Consider the following 23667-nt stretch of genomic DNA (forward strand, 5'->3'; position numbering starts at 1 on the left):
AGGATTTTTTATGAACAAAGCATTAACTGACGGTCTGCAACTGATGCCGCCTGCGTTCGAATTCGGGCTGGATGTCTGGTCACGCGAAGACGGCACACCAGGCTCAGACACCTACGACGGAGCGGCCAACGCTACGCTTATTGCGGCGGATGCGGATTTTGGCGGGTGTCTCGAACTGCTGAAAACCGACAATGTTCAAAGGCTGCGCTACACCGGCCAGACGCCGATGGAACCCGGATGTTACTGGCAGATTCGGGCGCGTATCAAAGCGGTGAGTGGTCCGCTGCCTTCTGTCCGCATCGCGGCCTGGGCTGGCAAAAGCGGCGGCGGGCATCTGTCCGGTGTGGTTGAAACCGGACCGTCCAAAGCTCTGCAAAACTACGGAGAGGTGGTTGAAGTCTCGGCCATCGTCGGTTCGGGTCATCGGGGCGGCGTTGATATGGTTTGGGGGCAGGAGGCCGTCTACGGGCATTTCGGCATTGACCTGACCGGTGTGAATGACGGCGTGGTGCGGATTGACGATCTGATCATTGAAGATGTGAGCAGCATCTACACTCGCTCCATGCTCGACGTGGTTGATGTCACGGATTTCGGGGCTGTCGGGGATGGCACCACAGACAATGTAGCCGCTTTTGAAGCGGCCGATGCGGTGGCGGACGGGCGGACGGTTCTGGTGCCCGAGGGCGCGTTCTATCTGGATAGCTCTATCACAATTGCGTCGGAAATACGCTTTCAAGGCACGGTTTTGATGCCAGATGATGCCCTTTTTCAACTTTTGCAGAATTTTGACTACCCCACGTATTTTACCGCTTTCGGGGATGAGGAGCTGGCCTTCAAAAAGGCTGTTCAGGCCCTGTTCAACTTTACGGATCACGACTCGCTGGATTTGTGCGGGCGCTCTGTTGATATTAGTGCGCCAATTGATGTGCAGGCGGCAGTGGGGAATAAAAGTTCTTATTCAACGCGGCGGGTGATCCGGAACGGCCGGATTTCAGCGTCCTCCAGCGCGCAATGGGATGTCAGTACGGTAACGCGTGCCGCGACCTACGACGCGAGCGATCCTTATACGCTGTCCGGCCTGTCCAATCCGGCGGGGGTCGAGGCGGGATCGCTGGTAACGGGCACCGGAGTCGGGCGCGAAATCTACGTACGGAGTGTGGATACAGCGACGGGCAAGATCACTCTGTCAAACCCCTTGTGGGACGCCCCGACCAGCCAGAGTTACACCTTCACGCGGTTCAGATACATGCTCGATTTTTCGGGATTTTCGAACCTGGCTCGCTTCACGCTGGAGAACATCGAATTTGCCTGCAATGGCCGGTCCAGCGGCATTCTGCTGGCTGACACGGGTTTGATTTTCCACGTGAAAGATTGCTTTTTTACCTCTCCGAAGGATCGCGGGCTGACCTCTGCGGGGCGCGGCTGTGCGGGAATGATGCTGGATCGCAATCAATGGTTGTCAAACGAACAGCCTTTGGCAGTGTCGGCCCGTGAAACAGTCGGCTTTAACTGCAATAGCAACGATTTAAAGCTGCGGCATAACAGGGCGCTGCGGTTTTTGCACTGGGCGGTGATCGGCGGTTCCGGCGCGATTGTGTCGGGCAATCACTTCTTTCAGGATGATCCAACCGGCGGCAATATTCGCTCGGCGGGGATCGTCATCACCAACAACCATCCGAAAATGACTATTGTCGGAAATTATGTGGATAACGCCTTTATCGACTGGACCAACGAGCATGACGCCACACCCAGTATCACCAGCGGATTTTCCTTTGGCGGGTTGACGATCACCGGCAACCATTTCACGGCTTCCGGCACAGCGGCGTGGTTTCGTTGGCTGTCGTTAAAACCCTATGGCACGGGGCATTTCATTAACGGGCTTAACATTAGTGGCAATGTTTTCAAGGCTTTCAGCGGTCCGTCGCTGCAAAGGGTAGAGATGGTCGATGACGCTGTTGCCGGACTGGACAGCAGTAAATTTCGCAATATTACGGTGGAGGGCAATACGTTTAACAATGTAGATGCCCCCTTCATGAACCCCGTCACGGTTGAGGTTAATCGTAATACGGTGGACGATCAGTGGCGCACCAGTTTGAACCAGCATATGCCGTTCGACGGGCAGGCGCGTTTTGTGACGGCGCTGGTGCCGGACGGTCCGATCCGGAATGGCTCCAACAGCAAAATCTACACCCAACCTTACGGAGAGGGGGGCGTTGGCACGGGCGGAAAAAGCTTTGACATAAATTGGTCGGAGCCTGTGAAAGGGACTGTACGGGCGACCGTTCGGTGTGACGATACGATCTAAAACCCCGCGCTGAAACAGGTAATACACGCGCCCGCCCCGATGATCGGGGCGGGCCGCAGTGCGATCAGAACTTTCGCTTCTGACTCTTACCTTTGTAAACGCGCGTTCCGGCCTTGCCAGCAGTCGAGCGGCCCTTGGATCTTTGCGCGGCCTCGGATGCGGCCTCTACTGCGGACTGACGGGCGAGCGGATCATCCGCCACCGCCAGTTCCACCGCCTCAAGCCGTTTCACTTCGTCCCGCAAACGGGCTGCCTCTTCGAATTCGAGGTTCTCCGCCGCTTTCAACATATCCTTGCGCAGCCCGTCGAGATGGGCCTGAAGATTTGCGCCGACCAAAGGTTTGTCGATTTTCGCCGTCACGCGCGACATATCGGTGTCGCCCTCATAGAGACCGGAGAGCACATCATCTACGTTTTTCTTGATCGTTTCCGGCGTGATCCCGTGTTTCACGTTGTAGGCATGCTGCTTTTCGCGGCGCCGGTTAGTTTCATCAAGGGCGCGTTCCATAGAGCCGGTGATCCGGTCCGCATACATTATCACGCGGCCCTCAGCGTTACGCGCGGCCCGTCCGATCGTCTGCACGAGCGAGGTTTCGGAGCGCAAAAAACCTTCCTTGTCGGCATCCAGAATTGCCACCAAACGACACTCTGGAATGTCCAGACCCTCCCGCAAGAGGTTGATCCCGATCAGCACATCAAACGTCCCGAGCCTCAAATCCCGAAGGATTTCAATACGTTCCAGCGTATCAATGTCCGAGTGCATGTAGCGCACGCGGATACCCTGTTCGTGCATATATTCGGTCAGATCCTCGGCCATTCGTTTGGTCAGCGTCGTCACCAACACGCGTCCGCCTTCTTGCGCGACCTTGCGCACCTCATCCAGCAGGTCGTCCACTTGGGTCTCTACAGGGCGGATTTCCACCGGCGGATCGAGAAGTCCGGTCGGACGGATGATCTGTTCGGCAAAAACGCCGCCGGATTGCTCCAACTCCCACTTTTGCGGGGTGGCAGAGACAAACACCGATTGCGGGCGCATTGCATCCCATTCCTCAAATTTCAGCGGTCGGTTGTCCATACAGGACGGCAGACGGAAGCCGTGTTCGGCAAGGGTGAACTTGCGCCGGTAGTCGCCCTTGTACATGCCGCCGATCTGGGGGACCGAGACATGGGATTCATCAGCAAAAACAATGGCATTATCCGGAATATATTCGAACAATGTGGGTGGAGGCTCCCCCGGGGCGCGCCCGGTCAGATAGCGGGAATAATTTTCAATGCCGTTGCACACGCCGGTCGCCTCAAGCATTTCAAGGTCGAAATTCGTGCGTTGCTCCAGCCGCTGCGCTTCGAGCAGTTTTCCTTCGCCTTCCAGTTGTTTGAGCCGTATTTTAAGCTCTTCCTTAATCTTTTTGATCGCCTGATTCATCGTTGGGCGCGGGGTCACATAATGGCTGTTTGCGTAAACCCGTACCTTGTCCAGACTGGTGTGTTTCTCGCCGGTTAGCGTGTCAAATTCGACGATGCTTTCCAGTTCTTCCCCGAAGAACGACAACCGCCAGCCGCGATCCTCAAGGTGGGCCGGCCATATCTCCAAACTGTCGCCACGCACGCGGAACGACCCACGTGTGAACGCATTATCATTGCGTTTGTATTGTTGCGCGACAAGATCCGCCATGACCCCGCGCTGGTCATAATCCTGTCCCGTGATCAGGTCGAGCGTCATGGCCGTGTAGGTTTCGACGGAACCGATACCATAGATGCAGGACACCGACGCCACGATGATCACATCATCCCGTTCCATCAGGGCGCGGGTGGCAGAGTGGCGCATCCGGTCGATCTGTTCGTTTATCTGGCTCTCTTTCTCAATATAGGTGTCGGACCGCGCGACGTAGGCTTCTGGTTGATAATAATCGTAGAAGCTGACGAAATATTCCACTGCATTATCGGGAAAAAACGATTTAAATTCGCCGTATAATTGCGCCGCGAGAGTTTTGTTCGGGGCCAGAATAATCGCAGGTCGTTGAGTTTCCTCAATAACTTTGGCCATCGTAAAGGTCTTGCCCGTGCCGGTCGCCCCGAGCAGGACCTGATTTTGTTCACCGTCTTGTACACCGGCAACCAGTTCGCGAATGGCGGTTGGCTGGTCTCCGGCAGGGCTGAATTCCGTATGCATAACAATTTTACGCCCGCCCTCCAGCTTTCCGCGATGCTGGGGAACCGGCGTGGTCAGGGGCATTTGCATATCACTCATGGAGACTCCTTTGACGCCATTAAATGATCGTCTTTTGTTCCCGTTCAAGGTTTGAATAAGGGATTTCCGGCACTTTCACCATTCCTCCGGCAAATTGACGGGCATTTAATGACAATATTTGTCAGTATTAGGCGCCGGTTTTCGGCCATGGTTAATCATTTGTTTACTTCTCGCTGGAATATTGGCGGAGGTCGGACCCATCCCGACCAAGATGACAGGTATCTTCAAACCGGGCAGTAACGAGTATGGCGCCTTGCGCAATTAAGAGTTGTGAGTGCGCATAAAATGCAACCCATTGGGGTATTTGTGATTGAAAAAAGGCAATTTTATGCCTGAATGGCCTTGCGATCAGCAAGACCGGCTATCGATCGGGTGCATATCAACCACCCACCCCTCGCTCCCTGCGTCCGGTCGATAGCCTCCCTCCAATTTTTGCAGCTTTAATTTTGTGATGCCAACGCGCAATTTCCGAACTTGTATACGATTTGGTAATCAATTGCCCCTAGCCTGAAGTGGAACAATCGCCGGGGCGATGCATGGAATATTTTGGTAGATATCATAATAGACTTGGTTTGGTTCTTGTCGCAGCCGCGCTTGGCGTTGCGGCTTTGGCCCTAACCGTTTTCAGCAACTGGACTGCGCCAAGGGTGGAGCGGGATCTGGCTGCCGAACTTGCGGCTAGAATGCTGACCTTTGAACGGGAATTGGGGTATGGCGGACTCATCCATAACTTTAAAAATTACCTGTTGCGGCCTGAAGAAACGGCTTATCGCGATGCTGCACAACAGAACGTGGATCGTTTATTAACGGAACTAGATGGATTGTCCGAGTTGGTACAACACCTCGATATGGTGCGGGGATTTGAGGCAACCCGTAACGTGATTAACCAGTATTCCGTCGCAATCAAACGGGTTGAAACACTGCACAGTCAAGGCCTCATACCGGCGCAGATTGATGATCGGGTGCGCATAGACGACAGTTCCGCCTTTGAAAACATCCAGCAGGTCGCAACCGCCGCCCGTGCGGAATTGGCCACACGCGCAACGGAACAGGCGCGGCGGACCGCGACATTCATCAGGGCTATCGTGCTTCTTCTCGGGGCATTTCTGATCTCGGTGGGGGTTGTCTTCGTATTCCTGATTGCGGAACGGCGCAGGCGTGCGCGGGAACTGGCCGCCGCCCACATCTACGCAGAGGAGCTGGAGGATATGGCCAGAATTGCGACCCACGACATCCGTTCACCGCTCAAACAGATTGCATTTCTGGTGCAAGAGGTGATCACCGATTGTACCGAGAACAAGGGCCGGCTGGGACTGGAAAGCCGCGATGATCTTGAGCTTATCCGACAAAGAACGCTGCGGGTTGATGCGATGGTGGAGGGGACCCTCGGGTTGATGCGGACCAGTGCACTGGCGGATCGGATTGAACTGGTGGATCTGCGGGTTTTGGTCCGTTCGATCATTGAGATGGACGCGCCGCCGCATCTGCCGGTGGTCATTGAAGGCGGCGACAGGATACGCATTGATAAGGCCAAATTAACCATCGTTCTGCGCAATCTGATTTCGAACGCGGTGAAACATGGAACCTCGGCCGATCCGAACCTGCTTATCCGGCTGGTGCAAAAACAGCAGACGGTTGAAATCTCGGTCGAATATAACGGCCCCGGTATTGCAGAGGAACATCGGGAGCGGATTTTCACGCTGTTCGCGACACTGGACGGGACGGGGCAGGAGGGCAAGATCGCGGGAATCGGTCTGCCGATGGTGCGTAAGATTGTCCGGAATCTGGGCGGCGAAATCGCCGTGGCGGGGTCTTCTTTGGGCGGGGCGGCCTTTTGTGTCACCCTGCCGCGTTAATTATACGTGCAAACCCTGCCGCCCACGCTATTATACGGATGAATAGTGTTGTAAAATGCCACGGAAACCTGTGCATTTTACCTTTTGTCAGTGCACATAATGCGCTAGATCATCCCGAAACGGGAGAGTTGAGGATACCCATGCTGGCACGAATTTATCAACCTGCACGCAATGCCATGACATCTGGTCAGGCAAAAACGAAAAACTGGGTTCTGGAATTCAGCCCGCAAGAGCCGCGCCAGATCGACCCGTTGATGGGCTGGACCAGTTCGAGCGATATGAACAGCCAGATCCGGTTGATGTTTGACAGCAAGGATGCCGCGGTTGATTACGCCTCTACCAACGGCATTCCCTTCACCATCGTTGACCCTAAAAACCGCAAGCAAAACGTGCGCAGCGGCGGTTACGGTGACAACTTTGCCACAAACAGACGGGTTGTCTGGACCCATTGAGGGGCTTGCAAACCACAGGTTTTTTGGTCAGAACGCGTTTAACGGTCCCATAGCTCAACTGGATAGAGCATCTGCCTTCTAAGCAGAGGGTTTCAGGTTCGAGTCCTGATGGGATCGCCACTTTCACAGGGCAACCGGTCTCGTACCCTGTGCTATCTATCTGTTTTTGCTATCGTTAACGCTGCTTCTGCAAGCGACCTACTCGTTTTGCGCAACGCGGCCCTTTTTCCATGCCCCTTTGCCGGACCTGTTTCGCTGGGCGGATGCGTCTTGATCCGACCATCTGCGTGAGTCCCCTTCTTGCGCAATATCCCCAGGGTTGCAGCGCTAAAACACCCTTTTTTCTGCCAGCTGTATGATTTGTTAACGAATTATTAACTTTTGCCGCTAATTGGCCACTTTTCAAATCTAGCTTAGTTTATAGCAAAGGATGGAGGACCTTTGGTGGAGACAAAAGCGGAACGGATCGACATGACACTATTCAAAGAAATTTTCGATGCGGCTTTTCAGAAGGCGGGGGTGGCCCCGACTTCGGAGGACTGGACGACCTGTGTATCGATCGTGGAAATCCGGCGCACAAGCCTGGCGCTTGCGGAACAATACCGCCAGCAGGGGGATCGGTTGAAGGTTAGGAAACTCGAAGAAAAGGCGCAGGAGTGCGAGCAGGTCTTTGCAGATCTGGCGGCCTATCTGGCAGAGGAACGGGCAGCCTAGGGCGCGGCCCGCTCCGGTCTTTCACGTTTAACGGGGCGCCATGCGGATCGCGCCATCCAGACGGATCACTTCACCGTTCAGCATCGGGTTGTCGATGATATGCGCCACGAGCGCTGCAAATTCCTTCGGGTCGCCAAGGCGGGACGGGAAGGGCACCTGTGCGCCGAGACTGTCCTGAACCTCTTGTGGCAGACCTTCCAGCAGCGGTGTCTTGAACAGACCGGGCGCGATTGTGGCAACGCGCACACCCTTATCCGCCAGATCGCGGGCCATGGGCAGGGTCATCCCGACGACCCCGCCCTTTGACGCGGCGTAGGCCACTTGCCCGACCTGACCTTCATAAGCCGCGACAGACGCGGTGTTGATGATCACGCCACGCTCTCCATCGGGTGCGGCGGGATCGGATTGCACCATGCCAGCCGCAGCATGGGATGCGCAGTAAAACGAGCCCAGCAGGTTCACGCCGATCACTTTGGCGAAGAGTGCCGGATCATGGGGTGCGCCCTTGGACACAGTTTTCGCCGCCGGACCAATTCCGGCACAATTCACCAGAATGCTTTCCTGACCCTGCGCCCCGCGTGCCGCGTCAAACCCGTCGGCAACGCTTTCGGCGTCGGACACATCGACCTGTTGCCAGGATGCGCCGATTTTGGCAGCGGTGGTGGCGGCGGCATCCGGATTCATGTCAAACAGGCAGACTTTGGCCCCGAGGTTTGCCAGATGGGTCGCAACCGCCGCACCAAGACCCGAAGCACCGCCGGTGACGATGGCTGATTTATTCGAAAGGCTGGTCATTCTCGCATATCCTTGAATGTTGTTTTCTCGGGGTCTTTATGAAAGATGTGAACATCAAAGTACAACAGGCAAGAGGACGCGGTGTCATGGTTTCAAGGATCGTAGAGGTTAACAACGCAGCGTTACACTGCCAGATCGAAGGCCCCTCGGACGCCCCTGTGGTGGTGTTTTCCAATTCGCTGGGCACTGATTTCCGGATCTGGGACGCGGTGGTGGCGGATCTCGCGCAGGACTATCGGGTGCTGCGCTATGACAAACGCGGGCACGGCCTGTCCGATGATCCCGAGGACGGCTGGAGCATGGGCGAGTTGGTCGGGGATCTGGCTGCGCTGATGGATCATTTCGGGGTTTCGGGGGCCACTGTCGTAGGGCTTTCGGTCGGCGGGCTGATTGCGCAGGGGCTTGCAGCGGAGCGTCCCGATCTGGTCCGCGTCATGGTGCTGGCAGACACAGCCGCGCGGATCGGCAATGACGATATGTGGAATGAACGGATCGCCAAAGTGCAGGCAGAGGGACTGGGTCCGATGGCCGATGGCATTCTGGAACGCTGGTTCGCGCCGGAGTTCCACAACCATTCCGACTTTCCCATGTGGCGCAACATGCTGGTGCGCACGACTGCCCAAGGCTACGCCCGTGTGTGCGCCGCCATTCGCGACACGGACCTGCTGGAAAGCACGGCGCGGCTCAGCCTGCCGGTGCTGGCTGTGGTCGGGGATAAGGACGGGTCCACACCGCCCGATATGGTGCGCGAAACCGCTGAACTGGTCAGCGGTTCCAGCTTTCAGATCATTCGCGGCGCGGGCCATCTGCCCTGTGTCGAAAAGCCTGAAGTCTTCACCTCCCTGTTGCGGGACTTTTTGAAAGCCCATTCCTGAGTCCCGCCTGATCCGGCCATATCCGTAGCGGTATTTCGGCAGGTCGCCCTTGCGCCTCTTGTGTATCTGGGGTTGGGTGTGGCGACTCTTGTACAGGTGATTTCAATGGCTTCTGATGTGCCGGACATGGATTATGGCCGCCCTTGGGTGGGGATCGGCTGGATGCTATTGACGGGTGTGCTGTTTGTCGGCGTCACCGGCATCGTGCGCTATGTGGGGGCCAGTGTGCCTGCGGCGGAAGCGGCCTTCATCCGGTATCTGTTCGGGGTGCTGTTCATCCTGCCTTTCATGGGCACCAAATGGCTGCACCAGTTGGACCGACGGCTGGTGGGCACCTTTGCGTTACGCGGGTTTTGCCATGCCATTGGCGTGATCCTGTGGTTTTACGCAATGGCGCGTATTCCCATCGCTGAGGTGACGGCGATCGGGTATCTCGCACCGATTTACATCGCAATTGGCGCGGCTGTGTTTCTGGGTGAGACACTGGCCCTGCGCCGTATTGCGGCGATTGTGATCGCATTCATCGGCGCAATGATCATCCTGCGCCCCGGTATCCAAGAGATTAACGCAGGCCAGATGGCACAGGTGCTCTCCGCGCCGATGTTTGCGGTTTCCTATCTGGTGGCCAAACGCCTGACTACTCAGGCCGGCCCGTCGCTGGTGGTCGGAATGCTGAGCGTTTTTGTGACCATCGGCATCGCCCCCTTCGCAATCGCCGTCTGGAAAACGCCGAGCATGTCTGAATTGTTCTGGCTGGCCCTTGTCGGGGCCTTGGCAACCACGGCCCATTTCACCATGACCAAAGCCCTCAAAGCTGCACCACTGGCCGTTACCCAACCCGTCACATTCCTGCAATTGATCTGGGCCACCATACTGGGGCTGGTGGTCTTTGGAGAGGCCGTGGATGTGTTTGTCCTGCTCGGCGGCGGCGTGATCATCTGTTCGGTCAGCTTCATATCCTACCGCGAATGGGTGCTGTCCCGCCGCGCTAAAACACCCCCTGCCGCGGCGGTGAAGGCTTGAAGTTATGCCAAATCTCCTTATGGGTATTGAGCACAACTAATGCGGTTCGTGACGAAACAAGACATCTAAAGCTTTTCCGAAATGTCGTAGCTGCCAAAAGCTAATAAATGATGAATAACATGCCACGGCGCACGGCTGCGTTGCGGTTTGCCTGTATTCCCTCGGATCGCACCTGAAAAAAGCACCCGCAGTTACGCGGCGCCCTTCCATTCTATTGGGGTCACATAGACAATGCCCTCATCCGCGCTGACCATCACTTGGCCATCTTGAATGTTAACCTGAATTTTCATTGCGCGGCTTGCGAGCTTGGCTAATGCAGCCGTGTCCGCTTCGGGAAAACACACAACCTGAAGATTATCGAAACGGGTGGTGCTGTTTTTGACTTTGTCCCACCACATCTCGGCCGTTCGACCGCCGTAGGGGTAGATCACCACCTTGCCGGCCTTGCTGCAGGATTGCCGCATCACTTTCTCGCTCGGAAGCCCCAAAGCCACCCAGACATCAAGCTCACCGCTTAGGCTTTTCTGCCAGATATCCGGCTCATCATCCGTGGATAGACCCTTGGTCATTTCCAGATGTTCATGGGCGTTCAGCGCAAAGGCAACAAGCCGCACCATTAGCCGTTCATCTGTTTCTGACGGATGTTTCGCCACCGTGAGCTTGTGGGTTTCATAGTAATGCCGGTCCATATCCGAAACCGAGAGCTCGACTTTATAAATGGTGGCCTTTTGCGCCATGATCTGTCCCAAACCTGTGATGATTGGGATGCCTACTCTGTCTGATGAACTTTGGAAAGCCACCAAAGCGCATTAACGGGCAAGCCGCGAAAGCAGGGCGGTAATGGGATTTCGCAGCAGCGTGCCAAAAGCTCTGCATTGCGCGGCATCCCCATGCCGGGCAAGGATCACCATGGACGTGCCGCGATCCTCGCTGACGAAACGGTAGTTGACCCTCGCCTGCATGTCAGCGGACAACTTCTTGGAAGTTCAGGTAGCGATCAGCCGTTGATGTTATTCCTTTTGGCGCGAACGTCCGTGTGACTGCGGCGGTAGATTTGCAGTCCTACACGTTCAACGTGATCACTTTCTTAAGAATTTTCCCGTCCTTTCGTTCAAGAGCGACCATCGAACCAAATTCGATGTTTAGCCATTCGTCGCCGTCCTCGGTCAGCGGCTCGGACGCGAAAATAGCGGAGGTTGCCTCGCCCTGTGGACAGGGATCGACCTTGTAGGATTTCGCATGATCCTGAAAGTTCTGTCCCATAAGCAGATACATCGGCTCTAAAAGCATGGAGAGCGCTATATCGTCCTGTCCCGGTTCAGACGGCCGCAGTTGTTTCCAATCGCCCTTAGGGTCGGTCTCTCCGTCGTGCCCGCATCCGTAATTGACCCCGATGATACGGTTAGTCGAAACCAATGCGATCTTCAGTTTGGTCAGCGCAGGTAAATCGAGCTTTTGCATCGCCTGAACAATGACTTCGAGCAACCGCTCGAAACCTTTTTGAACGTCTTCGTCACTGTCGCCCTTAAGCAGTGATAGAAGCAGGACATAAAGGAATTCCGTGTCCGTGGTGCCTTTCATCTGCTTGAGATAGCGATCTTCACAATGCGCCAGCAGTTCCCTTTGGAGTAATCTCCAATTCGGTAAGGCGCCGTTTTGGGCAATGATCCACGGCGTTTCCTTAAACGCAAACGGGTGACAATTTTCATCGGCCTGAACAACACTGGCATTATAGTCCGATGCTCTCACATGGGCGAGCAGGGTACTTCCCTGAAGGCTCGGGATAAGGCCTTTGGTGTTGTCGTCATAAAATGCTGCCTTGGGTCTGTGGTACAGCAAGGGTTCTTCCGGCTTGAGAAGATGTTCGCTCCACGCGCCAAATCCCCAGCCCGCCAGTTGCAGGTCTGGATGAAGCTCGGGATCCAAGCTTTGATTGATCAAGCTGTTTTCTGGATCAAGGAGCAGGCTCTCAAGGGGAATTTCAGGCCCGATATAGGCAAAGACGCGGCACATAGCTTTCCTAACGTGTTAAATGATCGCAAACCTCTCCGGCCTGCCACGCACTGGTCCGGCCCCGTGCAAAAGTCGCTGCAGTGCTACAGCAAACCTTGCCGGTTTACGCAGCGTTGGGCAAGGTGGGTGCGCGTCGGATCAGGCTTTGCTCCTAACTCTGCCAGAGCAAACGCGGCGACGACTGGAACGCCGTGTTAGTCACGGGTAGATGGCTTGCGCACATCTGCTCTAAGACCCTGTCTTTGCAACCCGTCGCAAGAAGGTTTTTGTGCGTGCATCCTGGGGGTTTTCAAGCAAACTCTCTGGCCTTCCCTGTTCAACAATCTGCCCGTCTGACATGAAGATAATCCGATCTGCAATTTCTCGGGCAAATTGCATTTCATGCGTAACGATCAGCATCGTCTGACGCTTTTCAGCGACGCGCCGCATCAGGTCCAGCACCTCACCGACCCATTCGGGATCAAGTGCTGAGGTCGGCTCATCAAAAAGCATCAGATCCGCATCCAGAGCCATTGCGCGCCCTATGCCGACGCGCTGTTGTTGCCCGCCAGAGAGCGCGGCAGGATAGGACGCAGCTTTGCCGATGAGACCTGTTTCACGCAATGTCTCATCCGCGCGGGCAATGGCTTTTGCTTTGGATAGGCCTTTCACGGTGATGAGCGCTTGGGTGATATTTTCACGCGCTGTCTTATTGGCAAAGAGGGCATAGTTCTGGAACACAAAAGAGGTTCTGCGCCGCAGTGCCAAAATGTCAGACCGCGATGCGCGGGCGGCATCTACGGTCAGATCTCCAACCCTGATCGTCCCGCTGTCCGGTCGGTCAAGATAGTTCAGGCTCCTTAGCAACGTGGACTTACCTGTACCGGAAGGCCCGACGATAACCACCCGTTCCCCCTGTGCAATGTCCAGTGAGATATTCTGCAGAACAGGGGTATCCCCGAAAGATTTGCTCAGCCCTTTGATTGATATAGCAGCATTGGATGTCATCTTGCATAGGCCTTGTTCAAGTAGGTTTCCAGGTGGCGTTGCGCGAAGGACAGCAGCTCAACCATGACCCAATAGATCGCAGCCACAACAAGAAAGGCCTCAAAGTAGAGAAAGCTGCCTGCCGCCTCTTTTTGTGTCGCGCCCATAAGTTCAGTGACCCCCAAGGTGAAAGCGAGCGATGTGCCTTTGATCATATCTATAAAATAGTTCACCAAGGTTGGCGCCGCCACTCGGGCCGCTTGCGGTAGGATAATTTGGCCCATCATTTGCGTTTGCGTCATGCCGACAGCTTGCGACGCTTCCCATTGGCTGCGGTCAACACCAAGGATCGCCGCGCGGATACTCTCGGCCATATAGGCAGAAAAATGCAGGGTCAGGCCCATAATCGTCGCTGTCACGCCACTGATTGTGGTCAGAAACGCCAGAACCTGCGGCAAGCCGTAGTAAAACAGGAACAACTGCACCAAAAGCGGGGTGCCGCGAAAGAAGCTGATGAAAAGGCGCACAAAACCGTCAAGGACCGGCACGCGGAAAACCCGCTCAACCGCCAGAAGCGAGGCCAGTATGAGTGCGAACACCATACCGACCAGCGCCATAAATAGCGTCAGGGGAACATACCCCAGAAGGATCGGGAGCAAGTCTCCCATGTACTCAAAGTCCAGCGCACGCATTGACCTACTCCACGGCCGAAATGTCGGTTCCGAACCATTTCTCGGAGATCTCGGCCAAAGTGCCGTTTTCTTTCAGTGTGGTGATTGCAGCGTCCATGCGGTCACGCAGTTCGACCCCGTTTTCGTCGTTACGGAACGGCAGCGCATTGCGGATTTCGCTGAACGGCGTACCAGCAAACGCGAGCGGCAGAGGGCTTTCTGCGATCAGTTGAGCAGAGGACACGCGATCCATGACGAAAGCATCAACACGGCCAAGCGCAGTGTCTTGGGCAATGTTGCTCTCATAGGTCCGGATATTGATGTCACTGGCGTTCGGAAGCGCGTTCAACAACTGCTCGAAATTAGAGCCGAGGTTCACCGCGACAGTCTTGCCGCTAAGATCCTCGACGCCCGTAATCGACCCTTCGTTACCCTTTTTGACCACGACTTGAGCGCCGTCAAAGACGTAGGGCTGCGAAAACGCAAATTTCTCCTCGCGCTCCGGTGTGATGGTGATCTGGTTGGCGATCGTGTCAATCCGTCCCGTTTCCAAAGCCCCGATCAGACCAGAAAACGACATCGTGACAAACTTCACTTCGTCCCCTGTTTCGGCTGCAATGGCATTCATAAAGTCAACCTCGAAGCCCTGCAATTTATCGAGCTTCACGAACGTAAAGGGAAAGTAACCGCCCGACATGCCCACGTTCAGTGTCTCTGAGTGGGCCGCGCTGAAAGTCACAGACAGGGCGAGTGCTGTGATTGCTAAAGACTTTTTCATTCTGATTCTCCGTTCATTTGAAGCGGAGGTAACACCTATAAATCGCGCTTCAATGGAGCATTCCAAGATAAGACCAGTGTCATAATTCTGTTGATGTGACAGGAAAACTGTTCTCCACCACACACAGTTTTAGGAATGAATGCGATGTCGTATTTTTCCCACGATACTGAGAAGTGAGAAATGAGCGTTTAGCAGCGCAATCGCGCACAGTTAATCGCACGGCTGAATGTAACGCGATAACGAGTGGCGGATTTGACGGCCCCAGTCCCGGTTCAGAACCTTCACTACAAGCAGAAGCTCGTTTTGCAAGTTTTTGCAGTGCGGATGACTACCATCGTCCAGCGCCGAACGGGACGCTGAGCTACGATAGTTTTTAGGAAGGTAGCGAACCTCTGTTTCACCAGCCTTAAGAGAAGGATTGCAGAGCGGTGAAAGCGCAGCGAAATGAATGGAATGAAGTTAATATGCCTAAATTTTGAGTCTCGCGTTTGCAAACAGTCCGATAAGTCATTGATTTTAATGGAGGCGAGTACCGGAATCGAACCGGTGTACACGGATTTGCAATCCGGAAAATTTTGCTGATTTTAAAGGGAAAAATTGTAAACGGACTTGTTTCGTTCAGGGTCACTTTTCAATAGGTTACGAGGCCCAAGTAAACGGTTTTTCACAGTCTCCCGCTCTGGCGAAAGGGCAAAGAAAAACCGCTGAGGGGGCGGCCACCCACCTCAACGGCATAGAAGAATATCTCCGTCCCAATACCTACGGCATTTCCGGTCTGACCTCAACCCAATTGGCGGTGAGATCATGAGCTGGCGCATCGCAAATGAATGCGCCGAGCGCCGCTTTGGCAGCGCCGCGCGCAAGCAGATCATCATGTTCCTAGCCGACAAAGCGAGCGACGATGGCTCTGGTATCTGGTGTTCGAAGGGGACGATCCAGCGCCACACAGAGCTCAGCGAGAGCACGGTCAAGCGCACCATCATCGACTTCCTGCGCGAAGGCATTCTGATTGAGACGGGGCGGCGGCACTGCAAGAATGGCTACACCGTCATTTACCGCATCGTTCTGGAGCGCGTGGCCGCGCTCGAAACCACGGCCGAGCCCGACATTGAGACGGGGTTCACAGTGACCCCCGTCCAGCCTGAACCCGGTACGGGGTCCACGGTGAACGGGGTACGGGGTTCACGGTGGACCCCAAACCATCCTAAAACCATCCATAAACCACCTACGCGCAGGCGCGAGGCGGCGGAGGAGGTTGAAGATCTTGAAGCTGAGAAGATCTTGGCGGCCTATCCCGAAGACAGGATCCGAGACCGGCGGACTACTCTGGGCCAGATCGCAGCGGCTGTGAAAGCCGGGATAGAGCCCGATGACCTGCTTCAGGCGGTCAAAGCCTATGCGAAGGAAAGCGAGGGCTTTACGCGCAGTAAGGTCTGTTTCTCGGACAACTGGTTCAAGATGCGACGATGGGAGAAGGGACTGGCCCAGATCCAGGCCGACCGTGAGAAGGCTCGAGAGGCCGAAGCCAAAGGCCGTGCGAGCCTCGCCGAGTGGATCCACGAGCGCCACCCCCTGTGCCGCCATATCACGAACCGCCAGATCGAAGACTTGATCGCGTCAAAGCTGGTAACGCCCGAACAGGTTCGCGCTGCGGGGCTGCAGGCATGACTCTCGAAGGAAGACAACGCAATCGTTTCGTTCGAGCAGACGCGTTGTATCAGTGTGGTGAGGTGACCGGGTTGTGTTTCGTAGTGGTAACCTTAATGCGCTCAATGTTCCACTGAGATAACATAAGGTGTGACTGGTGTGGCGGCGTTGGGTTATGGAGCTAAGCGATGAAATTTGACATTAATGTTTTCTCAGCGTAACATATGGGTGCTTAGTGTCGCTTGGAGATATCATTATGGCTGTTCCGATCAAAATACCCAGGGCGGCGCGTAAGGAGCTCGTGGCACTTGGGGAAAACATTCGCGTTGCGCGACTGCGCCGCAAATTGACCGCTGAGATTGTTGCGCAGCGTGCTGGCACAACGCGGCAGACCATCGCCAAGATCGAAAGCGGCAACCCCGCAGTCAAGATCGGCACTTACGTGGCTGTTTTGCAGGCGCTTGGCCTCCTGAAAGGCTGGGGGGATCTGGATGATCCGGTTGGCGAGCAGATGGCCCTGGATGACCTCCCGCAGCGTGCGAGACTGAAAAATGGTTGAGGTCTGGATCGACTGGAAGGGGCTGAAACAGGTCGGTTCGCTCCACCGCACAGCGGGGCGCGGCCGAGAGCGGGTGTCTTTTACCTATCATGACGACTGGCTTGCCGACGAAAATGCCTTTGGGCTTTCGCCGGACATGCCTCTCGTCAAAGGGCAATTCGTGCCTGAGGCAGGGCAGGACATGCTCGCACCGCTTGGGGATTCTGCCCCTGATACCTGGGGCAGAACGGTGATGCGGCGCTATGAGGGGCGCATGGCAGAGGCCGAAGGGCGACGTCCGAGAGTGCTGCAAGAAACCGACTATCTGCTTGGGGTGAATGACGAGACCCGTTTGGGCGCGCTGCGCTTCAAGGTTGATGGTGAGTTTCAAGCGCGCAAGGGTATCGGGGTGCCTGCGCTGGTGAGCCTCGGTGATTTGCTTCATGCGTCTCAGCGCGTTCTTCGCGGGGAAGAGACCGCTGAGGACCTCAAAATGCTGTTTGCTCCGGGAAGTTCCCTCGGGGGTGCTCGCCCGAAGGCCAGCATACTCGACCAACACGGCCGTCTTTCTGTCGCCAAGTTCCCGAAAGAGACCGACACCTATTGCGTGGAACGCTGGGAAGCCATTGCACTGGAATTGGCAAGACGCGCCGGAATCACGGTTTCGGATCACACGCTTGAGATGGCTGGCAACAAGCCTGTTTTCTTGTCCCATCGGTTTGACCGGAACGAGGACGGCAGGATCCCGTTCATCTCCGCTATGGCGATGCTGGGCGGCAAGGATGGCGAAAGCTACAGCTATTTGGATCTGGCAGACATTATCACCTCAGAAAGCGTCACACCCGATCAAGACCGCGAAGAGCTGTACCGGCGGGTTGCCTTTTCCATTCTTGTCACGAACCTCGATGACCATATGCGCAATCACGGATTTCTGCGTGGGCGTGGCGGATGGCACCTCTCACCGGCCTACGACATCAACCCTGTTCCGAACCAACCACGCATGCTCAAAAGCTACGTTGATGACGACAATCCGGATGCCAGTATTGCTCTGCACCGCGCGCAACATGAATCCTATCTTCTCGAACGCGGCGAGGCAGATCGCATCATTGCAGAGGTCGCAGAAGCGACTATGGCTTGGCGCGACGTTGCCCGGGCTTTGGGGGCTGCGGAGAGGGAAATCAAAGAGATGACGACAGCCTTCGAGCACGAGGAAGCGGATCTGGCGCGAGCGCAAACTGGGGCAGCTGTCGCCTCTCGAGGACAAAGCAACACACCAGTGTGAAACTTACGCTGAAGCGCAAATCTGGAAAAATTACGCTGCAGCGTAAGATGTCGAGAATAATGGCCGCTGCGATCCCAGAAGTTCCTGCGCCCTTTCGGAGCAGGTTGACGAGACCAGTTAAATTCTGAGTGCCAAACCCAGATCCTCAGTGCCGTGTTTCCGATTGCTGAACATAAGCGGGCAGCCGTGTCCGACGCGGGGCAAGCCCCCGCTTCAACAAGAAAATTCCCCTGCGCCAGCGCATTCCTCGCGAGGCAAGTTTCTCGCTGACAGCCCCTTCGTGCCAGCTTTGGTCATGTTCATCGAAACACTCAAAGTGAGGATCAAAAAATGGCTACTCAAACTCTGAAACTGAACGTCAAATCCGGTGAAAAAGACGGCAAGAACTTCTGGGACCGCTGCGGCGTCCTCTTCGTCAACACCGACGACAGCGGCAACATCACGTCGATCAACGTCAAACACAGCATGTTCCCCGACGTCGAAATGGTCGCCTTCCCACGTCGCGACGAAGATCCGGTCACCGAATGACCTCAATGCCAGGGCGGGGTTCCCGCCCTGGCTTTCTTTTGGGGCGATAGAGCTAAGCTGTAGTTCGGCTTTCAGGTGAAATTTCGTAAGCGGTGCGCTGGTCACACGGGTTTGGCGTAATTCCAAGGCAGCAGTTCGTTGATGTCGGTTTGTTTGTGTCCTTGGGCGATAGCTGTCAGGACACCTGACAGATAGCCGTGGGGCTCGATCCCATTGAGTTTGCAGGTCTCGATCAGGGAGGCGATGACGGCCCAGTTTTGCGCCCCGGCATCGTGTCCGGCGAAGAGCGCATTTTTGCGGTTGAGGGCTATGGGACGGATGGTGCGCTCGACTGGATTGTTGTCGAGTTCGATGCGGCCATCGGTGAGGAACAGGCACAGCCCGTCCCAGTATTTGGCGATGTATTTCAGGGCTTCTCCAGTCGGAGATTTGCTTGAGACGCGGGCGCGGCTTTGTGCGAGCCAAAGCTCGAAGGCATCGATGATGGGTCTTGAGCGTTTCTGTCGTGCAGCGCTGCGTTGGTCGGCAGACAGGCCGCGCAGGTCTTTTTCGATGCGGTAGAGTGCCTGGATTTGGTTCAGACCTTCCTGCGCGATTGGTGCCGCTCCGGATTGGGTAACATCATGCAGTTTGCGGCGGGCATGGGCCCAGCAATAGGCCAGCGTCACATCCTGCGTCGGACGTTTCAGCAAGCGGTTATAGCCTGCGTAGCCGTCCACCTGCAGGGTGCCGCTAAAGCCGTTCAAAATATTATCTGCGTGCTGGCCGGATCGTCCCGGGGCATATGTGAAGGCCACACCGGGAGGATCATCACCACTCCATGGCTTGTCATTGCGGGCAAGCGCCCAAAAGTATCCTGTTTTTGTGCGTTTGCGCCCGGGTGCCAGAACCGGCGCGGGCGTTTCATCCATGAAGAGCTTGGTGGAGCGTTTCAGGTCGTCCATGAGCGCATTATAAACCGGGGTCAATTCGAACGCCGATTTGCCAACCCACGCCGCCAAGGTCGAGCGATCCAGATCTATCCCCTGACGGCTGTAAATCTGTGCTTGCCGGTAAAGAGGCAGGTGATCCGCGTATTTGGAGACGAGCACATGCGCCAGCGTGGCCTCGGTCGGCATGCCACCTGCGATAATGTGGGCCGGTGCGGGCACTTGGGTGACCCCACCCTCACAGGACCGGCAGGCGTATTTGGGCCGCCGGGTGACAATCACCCGGAACTGCGCCGGAATGATGTCCAAGCGTTCGCTGACATCTTCGCCAATGACATGACGTTCAGTTCCACACGCGCATGACAACTCTGGCTCAATGACAACCTCCACCCGTTCCAGATGTTTGGGCAGTGATCCGCGATTAGTTTGGCGAGGCTTTGGGGGCCGCACAGGCGCGGTGCGCGCGTCGGCGTCGATCTCGGCTTCCACCTGCGCGATGGCCGTCTCGATATCTTCGAGTTCCAGCTCATATTGGGCCGGATCGATCTTCTCGGACTTGGCCCCGAAGAGCGCCTTTTTGAAGGAAGCGACCAAGGCTTCCAGCCGCGCATTCTGATCCTGCTGCGCACGGATGATCGCCTTCAATTCGGCAATGTCATCAGGCAATTCGTCAGGTGCAGTCATGACCGATACCATAGCAAAACAAGGGCCGAATGACCCGTGCAAACGTGCCAGTGAGTCACTCCGCCGCAGCTGGGGCTGCCACCTCCAGAGGCCGCACGCGCCGCCAGTCCAAACCCGCAAACAGCGCCTCAAACTGGGCCGGTTCCAGCCGCATCACCCCGTTCTTGATCGCAGGCCATGTAAAGCTGTTATCCTCCAGCCGCTTGTACGCCATCACAAGCCCGCTGCCGTCCCAATAAAGCAACTTCAGCCGATCCGCCCGCTTAGACCGAAACACATAGACCGACCCATCAAAAGGCTTCTGACGCAGTTGGCTCTGAACCAGAGCAGCCAACCCATCGTGGCCCTTGCGGAAGTCCACCGGATCACTGGCGACAAAAATCCGCACCTTGTGGGACGGCGTGATCACGTGACCAAAGCCCGGGCGATCTCAGCGATCCGTGTCGCAGTCGCCGCCGCATCAAGACGAACGGTGACATCGCCTTTGATCACATCAATCGTGCCGGAGGATGTCGCCGCCAGAGGCTGGGCCTCGGGCGCAGGCGCTTCAATCTCGACCGGCACAAAATCCATGCCATCCAGGTTTGGCAGAACCAGCTTGCCCTGGCGCGCCAACCGCCGCCAATCCGACACGGTGCTGGGGATCAGTTCGTATCGCTTCGCCACCGCCTTGACCGTCTCGCCTTCAATCAATGTCTCAGCAACAATCCGAGCTTTCAACTCAGACGGCCAATTCCGCTTCCCGTCCGCACGACGAGGCACCATTGCCAGAAACTCGCTTGTAGCTCCCATCGAGAAACTCCCCACAAAACAAAGAAGCCTCTGAATCGCAGATCAAGCGCTAAGCTGTAAGTGTGGGAGCGGCGCACCGCATACGAAATTTCGTGGGCATGGCGGATTGATTCCGCGGTATTCACTTCGCTATCGGCTGGACTGTGAAGGTGTATTCGCACCCCGTCGCCGGTGCCCTTGGGTTTTGTGTCAAACGCTGTGTTGGACACAGTAACCTGAAACACGGTGTTTAACACAGTGTCGGCAAACACTTGCGAAAACACAAGGTCTCTACGAAATCGCAACAGATGGTGCGGGTGCAATCTGCTCAAACAAATCTCGCCACTGCTCTGGAGAGCGCCGCTTTGTAATGTCCACGGTCGCAATCGTAAGAGGAATCTCAGAGCCGGTTACAGACCACTGACGCAAAACGCCTTCCGATTTCCCTAAAGCTGCATGGTGAGGATACAGGAGCACGAGCCTCGGCATTGCTCCATCGGTCGCATAGCTGTGGCCATAGGCGAGCATCTGATAGATGTCCGGCTGCGCGACCCCGAGCCTTTGCGTGTCGGTAGGATCGAGTTGCTTCCACTTCGTATCAATGATCACCGGCTCATCAGTATAGTCGATGACAATATCGGGGATCATTCGGAAAAGTTTATTGCTCAAAGCGTGGTGCTGAAAATGCTGCTTATGAACGATGCCGCGTCCGAGTGTCTGTTGAGCGCGACGGGCGACGTAGCGTTCAAAAAGATCGTTCATTGGAAACAAGAGGGCCGTCCCAGTCGTGTTTCCCGACGTAGTGTTCTGCCAATCGCCTCTTAAGAACAGTCGCGCCAATGGCACCAAGTTGGAGAAAGCCGTAGCACTACGATCATTCTGAATTGGTTCCGCCAGCGGGTTTTGAGAACGACCAACGTCCCTAAATACATCTAGTATGATCTGCAGATTTCTTTGGGTCGCCGAACTCCGGCTGATGCCACGCAAACGCAGAGTAGCGGCTTTTAAAAGGCGGTTCATTGGTGTGTTTTCGGAGAGCTCGTCGAACTCGCAGAAGAGCTTTGTCGGGGCCACGGGCCGCTTGGTGAGTTGTTGCCCAATATTGATTGCCCCACGAACAAAAGGCAGGTCGTCCTCTTGACCCTTATAGCGCCTCTGGATGCCACCTTTTATCGCTTTTGTCAGCCTGCGGGCAAAGAGCGCGATGAGAAGTTCAAGTAAGTTTCGCCGCTGAGTTTGAAGTTGAGCCAATTCGCCATCTGAGACCCGAAGATCATTTGCAACAGAGAGCATTCGGACAAGCGCTAATCGGCTCTCTGACTCTGTGCTGTTAATCTTCGGAAGTATTTCCAAAGATCGGCCTTTGTAGCTCAGAACACCGCAGACTTGGCCCGCTTTGAGACCTCCAACAACACGGTTGAGCACAGCCCCTTGTGGCAATCGCAGCTCCCGGGCGGCCCGCTCACCCGCTTTGAAGAATGCCTCAGCCTCGTTCTGATGAATTCCATTCTCACCGATTGGGAATACACCCCACTCGCGCTCGATCAAAACCGATTGGTGATTAGCGAGTTTGGCCATTTAGGGTTAGCCCGACTGCTTCTGCTGAACGGACCCGATCAATTCATCGTATGCGTCACGACCGTACTGTCCGAGCTCAAGATAATTGTCTACGTATCTGTACCTTTCGTCTTCGTACGCTTCATCCACACCGGGTGGGGCCGTTAGCCGCTCTCTGCGCAGGAATGCATTTCCACCACCGAGTATGGCCCGAACGCGGCTAAGATCTTCATGGAAATACTCCTTCAGAAGCGGAATGATCTTGTTGGCGATGACCTCATCCAGCTGCTCCAAGCTTTCAACGCTCGTGAAGTATGCATGACCGATCAGGTGATCTGCGCCGAGATACCATTCAAGTCGCTTGTTGATCGCCTCGAGAACACTGTCCAAACCGATACCCTCAAGGACGATATCGCTCAGGAGTTCGGGGCGAGGAGGAATTTCTTCGAAACGAAACCGCCTACGAAGTGCTGTATCGAGAAGCGCAATTGAGCGGTCTGCCGTATTCATTGTGCCGACGATGTGAAGATTTGCTGGGAGCGCAAAGCGGTCCCCTGAGTATGGCAGAGTTACCGTCAATTCATTTAGGGCACCCGCACGCTTGTCTTCTTCAAGCAGAGTGATGAGCTCGCCCAGAACCTTTGAAATATTAGCTCTGTTGATCTCATCTATGATTAGAACGTGAGGCGGATGGGGCGCATCCTTCGAGGCAGGCTCTAAATAGGCAAGCAAATTGGGCCAGTTTATCTTATCGTGGAACAGCTGATAGATCGACTGTTGCGAGAGGTTACTAGCGTAGATGTCTTCGACCTCTATGCCGTTCTCGTCATCAGCGTGCCAGCGCCATTCAACGCCTCTTCGGTGCGGATGTCGTGCCTCTGGATCAAAGCTATAAGGCCCGGTAACTACGCCTGTTGATTTCCGTTGAGAAGTGACCCGGTATTTTCACCGAGATTTGACCCACCCTTGTTTATGTCTCAGCGGTCATGTTGTGGTCAATGCTGGCATCTCCTTTCTTGTTTTCTTTGCCGCCTC

The 23667-nt window shown here is 55.6% G+C and carries 23 protein-coding genes and 1 tRNA gene; 11 read left to right on the top strand and 13 right to left on the bottom strand.

From position 1 onward, the window contains the following. The first annotated feature begins 10 nt into the window (after positions 1–10). Entirely contained in the window at positions 11–2305 is a 2295-nt protein-coding gene (locus tag BFV97_RS16025) for a glycosyl hydrolase family 28-related protein (RefSeq protein WP_069301410.1), read from the top strand. A gap of 64 nt (positions 2306–2369) precedes the next feature. Here BFV97_RS16025 and uvrB read toward each other — a convergent pair whose 3' ends face one another. Further along, positions 2370–4553, bottom strand: coding sequence for an excinuclease ABC subunit UvrB (gene uvrB, locus BFV97_RS16030; RefSeq protein WP_069301411.1), 2184 nt, complete (start codon positions 4551–4553; stop codon positions 2370–2372). A gap of 572 nt (positions 4554–5125) precedes the next feature. Here uvrB and BFV97_RS16035 point away from each other — a divergent pair. The 4 genes from BFV97_RS16035 (at position 5126) to BFV97_RS16050 (ending at position 7575) form a co-directional block, all read left to right on the top strand. Next, a complete protein-coding gene (locus tag BFV97_RS16035; RefSeq protein WP_069301412.1) occupies positions 5126–6409 on the top strand; it encodes a sensor histidine kinase in 1284 nt (427 codons plus the stop codon). Between the two features lie 140 nt (positions 6410–6549). Further along, complete coding sequence (locus BFV97_RS16040; RefSeq protein ID WP_069301413.1) at positions 6550–6861, top strand: ETC complex I subunit; 312 nt, start codon at positions 6550–6552, stop codon at positions 6859–6861. 43 nt (positions 6862–6904) lie between these two features. Next, positions 6905–6981 (top strand) — tRNA-Arg (locus BFV97_RS16045). Positions 6982–7332: 351 nt separating this feature from the next. Continuing rightward, positions 7333–7575 carry a hypothetical protein gene (locus BFV97_RS16050; protein ID WP_157888349.1) on the top strand — a complete coding sequence of 81 codons (243 nt, stop codon included), beginning with the start codon at positions 7333–7335 and terminating at the stop codon, positions 7573–7575. A 27-nt stretch (positions 7576–7602) separates the two neighbouring features. On the opposite strand, the gene BFV97_RS16055 is transcribed toward BFV97_RS16050, so the two are convergent. Further along, entirely contained in the window at positions 7603–8370 is a 768-nt protein-coding gene (locus tag BFV97_RS16055) for an SDR family NAD(P)-dependent oxidoreductase (RefSeq protein WP_069301415.1), read from the bottom strand. Between the two features lie 38 nt (positions 8371–8408). Between BFV97_RS16055 and pcaD the strand changes: the two genes are divergently transcribed. Together pcaD and BFV97_RS16065 are read left to right on the top strand one after the other, a co-directional pair. Then, complete coding sequence (pcaD, locus tag BFV97_RS16060; RefSeq protein ID WP_245667771.1) at positions 8409–9245, top strand: 3-oxoadipate enol-lactonase; 837 nt, start codon at positions 8409–8411, stop codon at positions 9243–9245. 78 nt (positions 9246–9323) lie between these two features. Beyond that, complete coding sequence (locus tag BFV97_RS16065) at positions 9324–10268, top strand: DMT family transporter (RefSeq protein ID WP_342672152.1); 945 nt, start codon at positions 9324–9326, stop codon at positions 10266–10268. A gap of 191 nt (positions 10269–10459) precedes the next feature. Here BFV97_RS16065 and BFV97_RS16070 read toward each other — a convergent pair whose 3' ends face one another. The 6 genes from BFV97_RS16070 to BFV97_RS16090 form a co-directional block, all read right to left on the bottom strand. Then, positions 10460–11005: a YaeQ family protein gene (locus tag BFV97_RS16070; RefSeq protein WP_069301418.1), complete on the bottom strand. Its 546-nt coding sequence runs from the start codon at positions 11003–11005 to the stop codon at positions 10460–10462. A 72-nt stretch (positions 11006–11077) separates the two neighbouring features. Beyond that, positions 11078–11230: a hypothetical protein gene (locus BFV97_RS18810; RefSeq protein ID WP_157888350.1), complete on the bottom strand. Its 153-nt coding sequence runs from the start codon at positions 11228–11230 to the stop codon at positions 11078–11080. A gap of 100 nt (positions 11231–11330) precedes the next feature. After that, on the bottom strand, positions 11331–12281 hold the full coding sequence (locus BFV97_RS16075) for a class II glutamine amidotransferase (protein WP_069301419.1): 951 nt from the start codon (positions 12279–12281) through the stop codon (positions 11331–11333). 228 nt (positions 12282–12509) lie between these two features. Next, positions 12510–13268 (bottom strand): amino acid ABC transporter ATP-binding protein, encoded by a 759-nt coding sequence (locus tag BFV97_RS16080; protein WP_069301420.1) that lies wholly within the window; start codon positions 13266–13268, stop codon positions 12510–12512. Then, positions 13265–13939: an amino acid ABC transporter permease gene (locus BFV97_RS16085; protein ID WP_069301421.1), complete on the bottom strand. Its 675-nt coding sequence runs from the start codon at positions 13937–13939 to the stop codon at positions 13265–13267. Before BFV97_RS16085 ends, BFV97_RS16080 begins: the two co-directional genes overlap by 4 nt. A gap of 4 nt (positions 13940–13943) precedes the next feature. Then, complete coding sequence (locus BFV97_RS16090; protein WP_069301422.1) at positions 13944–14696, bottom strand: amino acid ABC transporter substrate-binding protein; 753 nt, start codon at positions 14694–14696, stop codon at positions 13944–13946. An 804-nt stretch (positions 14697–15500) separates the two neighbouring features. On the opposite strand from BFV97_RS16090, the gene BFV97_RS16095 reads away from it, so the two are divergent. The 4 genes from BFV97_RS16095 (at position 15501) to BFV97_RS16110 (ending at position 18691) form a co-directional block, all read left to right on the top strand. Next, positions 15501–16364, top strand: a complete 864-nt coding sequence (locus BFV97_RS16095; RefSeq protein WP_069301423.1) for a hypothetical protein — start codon at positions 15501–15503, stop codon at positions 16362–16364. A gap of 235 nt (positions 16365–16599) precedes the next feature. Continuing rightward, a complete protein-coding gene (locus BFV97_RS16100) occupies positions 16600–16902 on the top strand; it encodes a helix-turn-helix domain-containing protein (RefSeq protein ID WP_069301424.1) in 303 nt (100 codons plus the stop codon). Beyond that, positions 16895–18163, top strand: a complete 1269-nt coding sequence (locus tag BFV97_RS16105) for a type II toxin-antitoxin system HipA family toxin (protein WP_069301425.1) — start codon at positions 16895–16897, stop codon at positions 18161–18163. Before BFV97_RS16100 ends, BFV97_RS16105 begins: the two co-directional genes overlap by 8 nt. Before the next feature lie 330 nt (positions 18164–18493). Further along, positions 18494–18691: a hypothetical protein gene (locus tag BFV97_RS16110; protein WP_035262952.1), complete on the top strand. Its 198-nt coding sequence runs from the start codon at positions 18494–18496 to the stop codon at positions 18689–18691. A gap of 101 nt (positions 18692–18792) precedes the next feature. On the opposite strand, the gene tnpC is transcribed toward BFV97_RS16110, so the two are convergent. From tnpC to BFV97_RS16135, 5 genes are all read right to left on the bottom strand, one after another. Further along, a complete protein-coding gene (gene tnpC, locus BFV97_RS16115; RefSeq protein WP_069301426.1) occupies positions 18793–20304 on the bottom strand; it encodes an IS66 family transposase in 1512 nt (503 codons plus the stop codon). 55 nt (positions 20305–20359) lie between these two features. Beyond that, entirely contained in the window at positions 20360–20713 is a 354-nt protein-coding gene (gene tnpB / locus BFV97_RS16120; protein ID WP_067625283.1) for an IS66 family insertion sequence element accessory protein TnpB, read from the bottom strand. Beyond that, on the bottom strand, positions 20710–21096 hold the full coding sequence (locus tag BFV97_RS16125) for a transposase (protein ID WP_037954242.1): 387 nt from the start codon (positions 21094–21096) through the stop codon (positions 20710–20712). Before BFV97_RS16125 ends, tnpB begins: the two co-directional genes overlap by 4 nt. A gap of 270 nt (positions 21097–21366) precedes the next feature. Further along, a complete protein-coding gene (locus BFV97_RS16130) occupies positions 21367–22653 on the bottom strand; it encodes an McrC family protein (protein ID WP_069301427.1) in 1287 nt (428 codons plus the stop codon). 6 nt (positions 22654–22659) lie between these two features. Further along, the gene (locus BFV97_RS16135) at positions 22660–23364 is read right to left on the bottom strand and encodes an McrB family protein (RefSeq protein WP_069301428.1); all 705 of its coding nucleotides are present in this window, start codon (positions 23362–23364) and stop codon (positions 22660–22662) included. Positions 23365–23667: the final 303 nt, after the last annotated feature.

This window comes from Neptunicoccus sediminis (assembly GCF_001719615.1).
GTDB lineage: Bacteria > Pseudomonadota > Alphaproteobacteria > Rhodobacterales > Rhodobacteraceae > Amylibacter > Amylibacter sediminis.

Excerpts from the sequence above, each read along its gene's own strand:
- BFV97_RS16080 (WP_069301420.1), bottom strand. The coding sequence starts at position 13,268 with ATGACATCCAATGCTGCTATATCAATCAAAGGGCTGAGCAAATCTTTC.
- BFV97_RS16100 (WP_069301424.1), top strand. The coding sequence starts at position 16,600 with ATGGCTGTTCCGATCAAAATACCCAGGGCGGCGCGTAAGGAGCTCGTG.
- BFV97_RS16130 (WP_069301427.1), bottom strand. The coding sequence starts at position 22,653 with ATGGCCAAACTCGCTAATCACCAATCGGTTTTGATCGAGCGCGAGTGG.
- tnpC (WP_069301426.1), bottom strand. The coding sequence starts at position 20,304 with ATGACTGCACCTGACGAATTGCCTGATGACATTGCCGAATTGAAGGCG.
- BFV97_RS16085 (WP_069301421.1), bottom strand. The coding sequence starts at position 13,939 with ATGCGTGCGCTGGACTTTGAGTACATGGGAGACTTGCTCCCGATCCTT.
- BFV97_RS16125 (WP_037954242.1), bottom strand. The coding sequence starts at position 21,096 with ATGGGAGCTACAAGCGAGTTTCTGGCAATGGTGCCTCGTCGTGCGGAC.
- uvrB (WP_069301411.1), bottom strand. The coding sequence starts at position 4,553 with ATGAGTGATATGCAAATGCCCCTGACCACGCCGGTTCCCCAGCATCGC.
- BFV97_RS16070 (WP_069301418.1), bottom strand. The coding sequence starts at position 11,005 with ATGGCGCAAAAGGCCACCATTTATAAAGTCGAGCTCTCGGTTTCGGAT.
- BFV97_RS16025 (WP_069301410.1), top strand. The coding sequence starts at position 11 with ATGAACAAAGCATTAACTGACGGTCTGCAACTGATGCCGCCTGCGTTC.
- BFV97_RS16055 (WP_069301415.1), bottom strand. The coding sequence starts at position 8,370 with ATGACCAGCCTTTCGAATAAATCAGCCATCGTCACCGGCGGTGCTTCG.
- BFV97_RS18810 (WP_157888350.1), bottom strand. The coding sequence starts at position 11,230 with ATGCAGGCGAGGGTCAACTACCGTTTCGTCAGCGAGGATCGCGGCACG.
- BFV97_RS16040 (WP_069301413.1), top strand. The coding sequence starts at position 6,550 with ATGCTGGCACGAATTTATCAACCTGCACGCAATGCCATGACATCTGGT.
- BFV97_RS16105 (WP_069301425.1), top strand. The coding sequence starts at position 16,895 with ATGGTTGAGGTCTGGATCGACTGGAAGGGGCTGAAACAGGTCGGTTCG.
- BFV97_RS16110 (WP_035262952.1), top strand. The coding sequence starts at position 18,494 with ATGGCTACTCAAACTCTGAAACTGAACGTCAAATCCGGTGAAAAAGAC.
- BFV97_RS16050 (WP_157888349.1), top strand. The coding sequence starts at position 7,333 with ATGACACTATTCAAAGAAATTTTCGATGCGGCTTTTCAGAAGGCGGGG.
- BFV97_RS16095 (WP_069301423.1), top strand. The coding sequence starts at position 15,501 with ATGAGCTGGCGCATCGCAAATGAATGCGCCGAGCGCCGCTTTGGCAGC.
- BFV97_RS16075 (WP_069301419.1), bottom strand. The coding sequence starts at position 12,281 with ATGTGCCGCGTCTTTGCCTATATCGGGCCTGAAATTCCCCTTGAGAGC.
- BFV97_RS16090 (WP_069301422.1), bottom strand. The coding sequence starts at position 14,696 with ATGAAAAAGTCTTTAGCAATCACAGCACTCGCCCTGTCTGTGACTTTC.
- pcaD (WP_245667771.1), top strand. The coding sequence starts at position 8,409 with ATGAAAGATGTGAACATCAAAGTACAACAGGCAAGAGGACGCGGTGTC.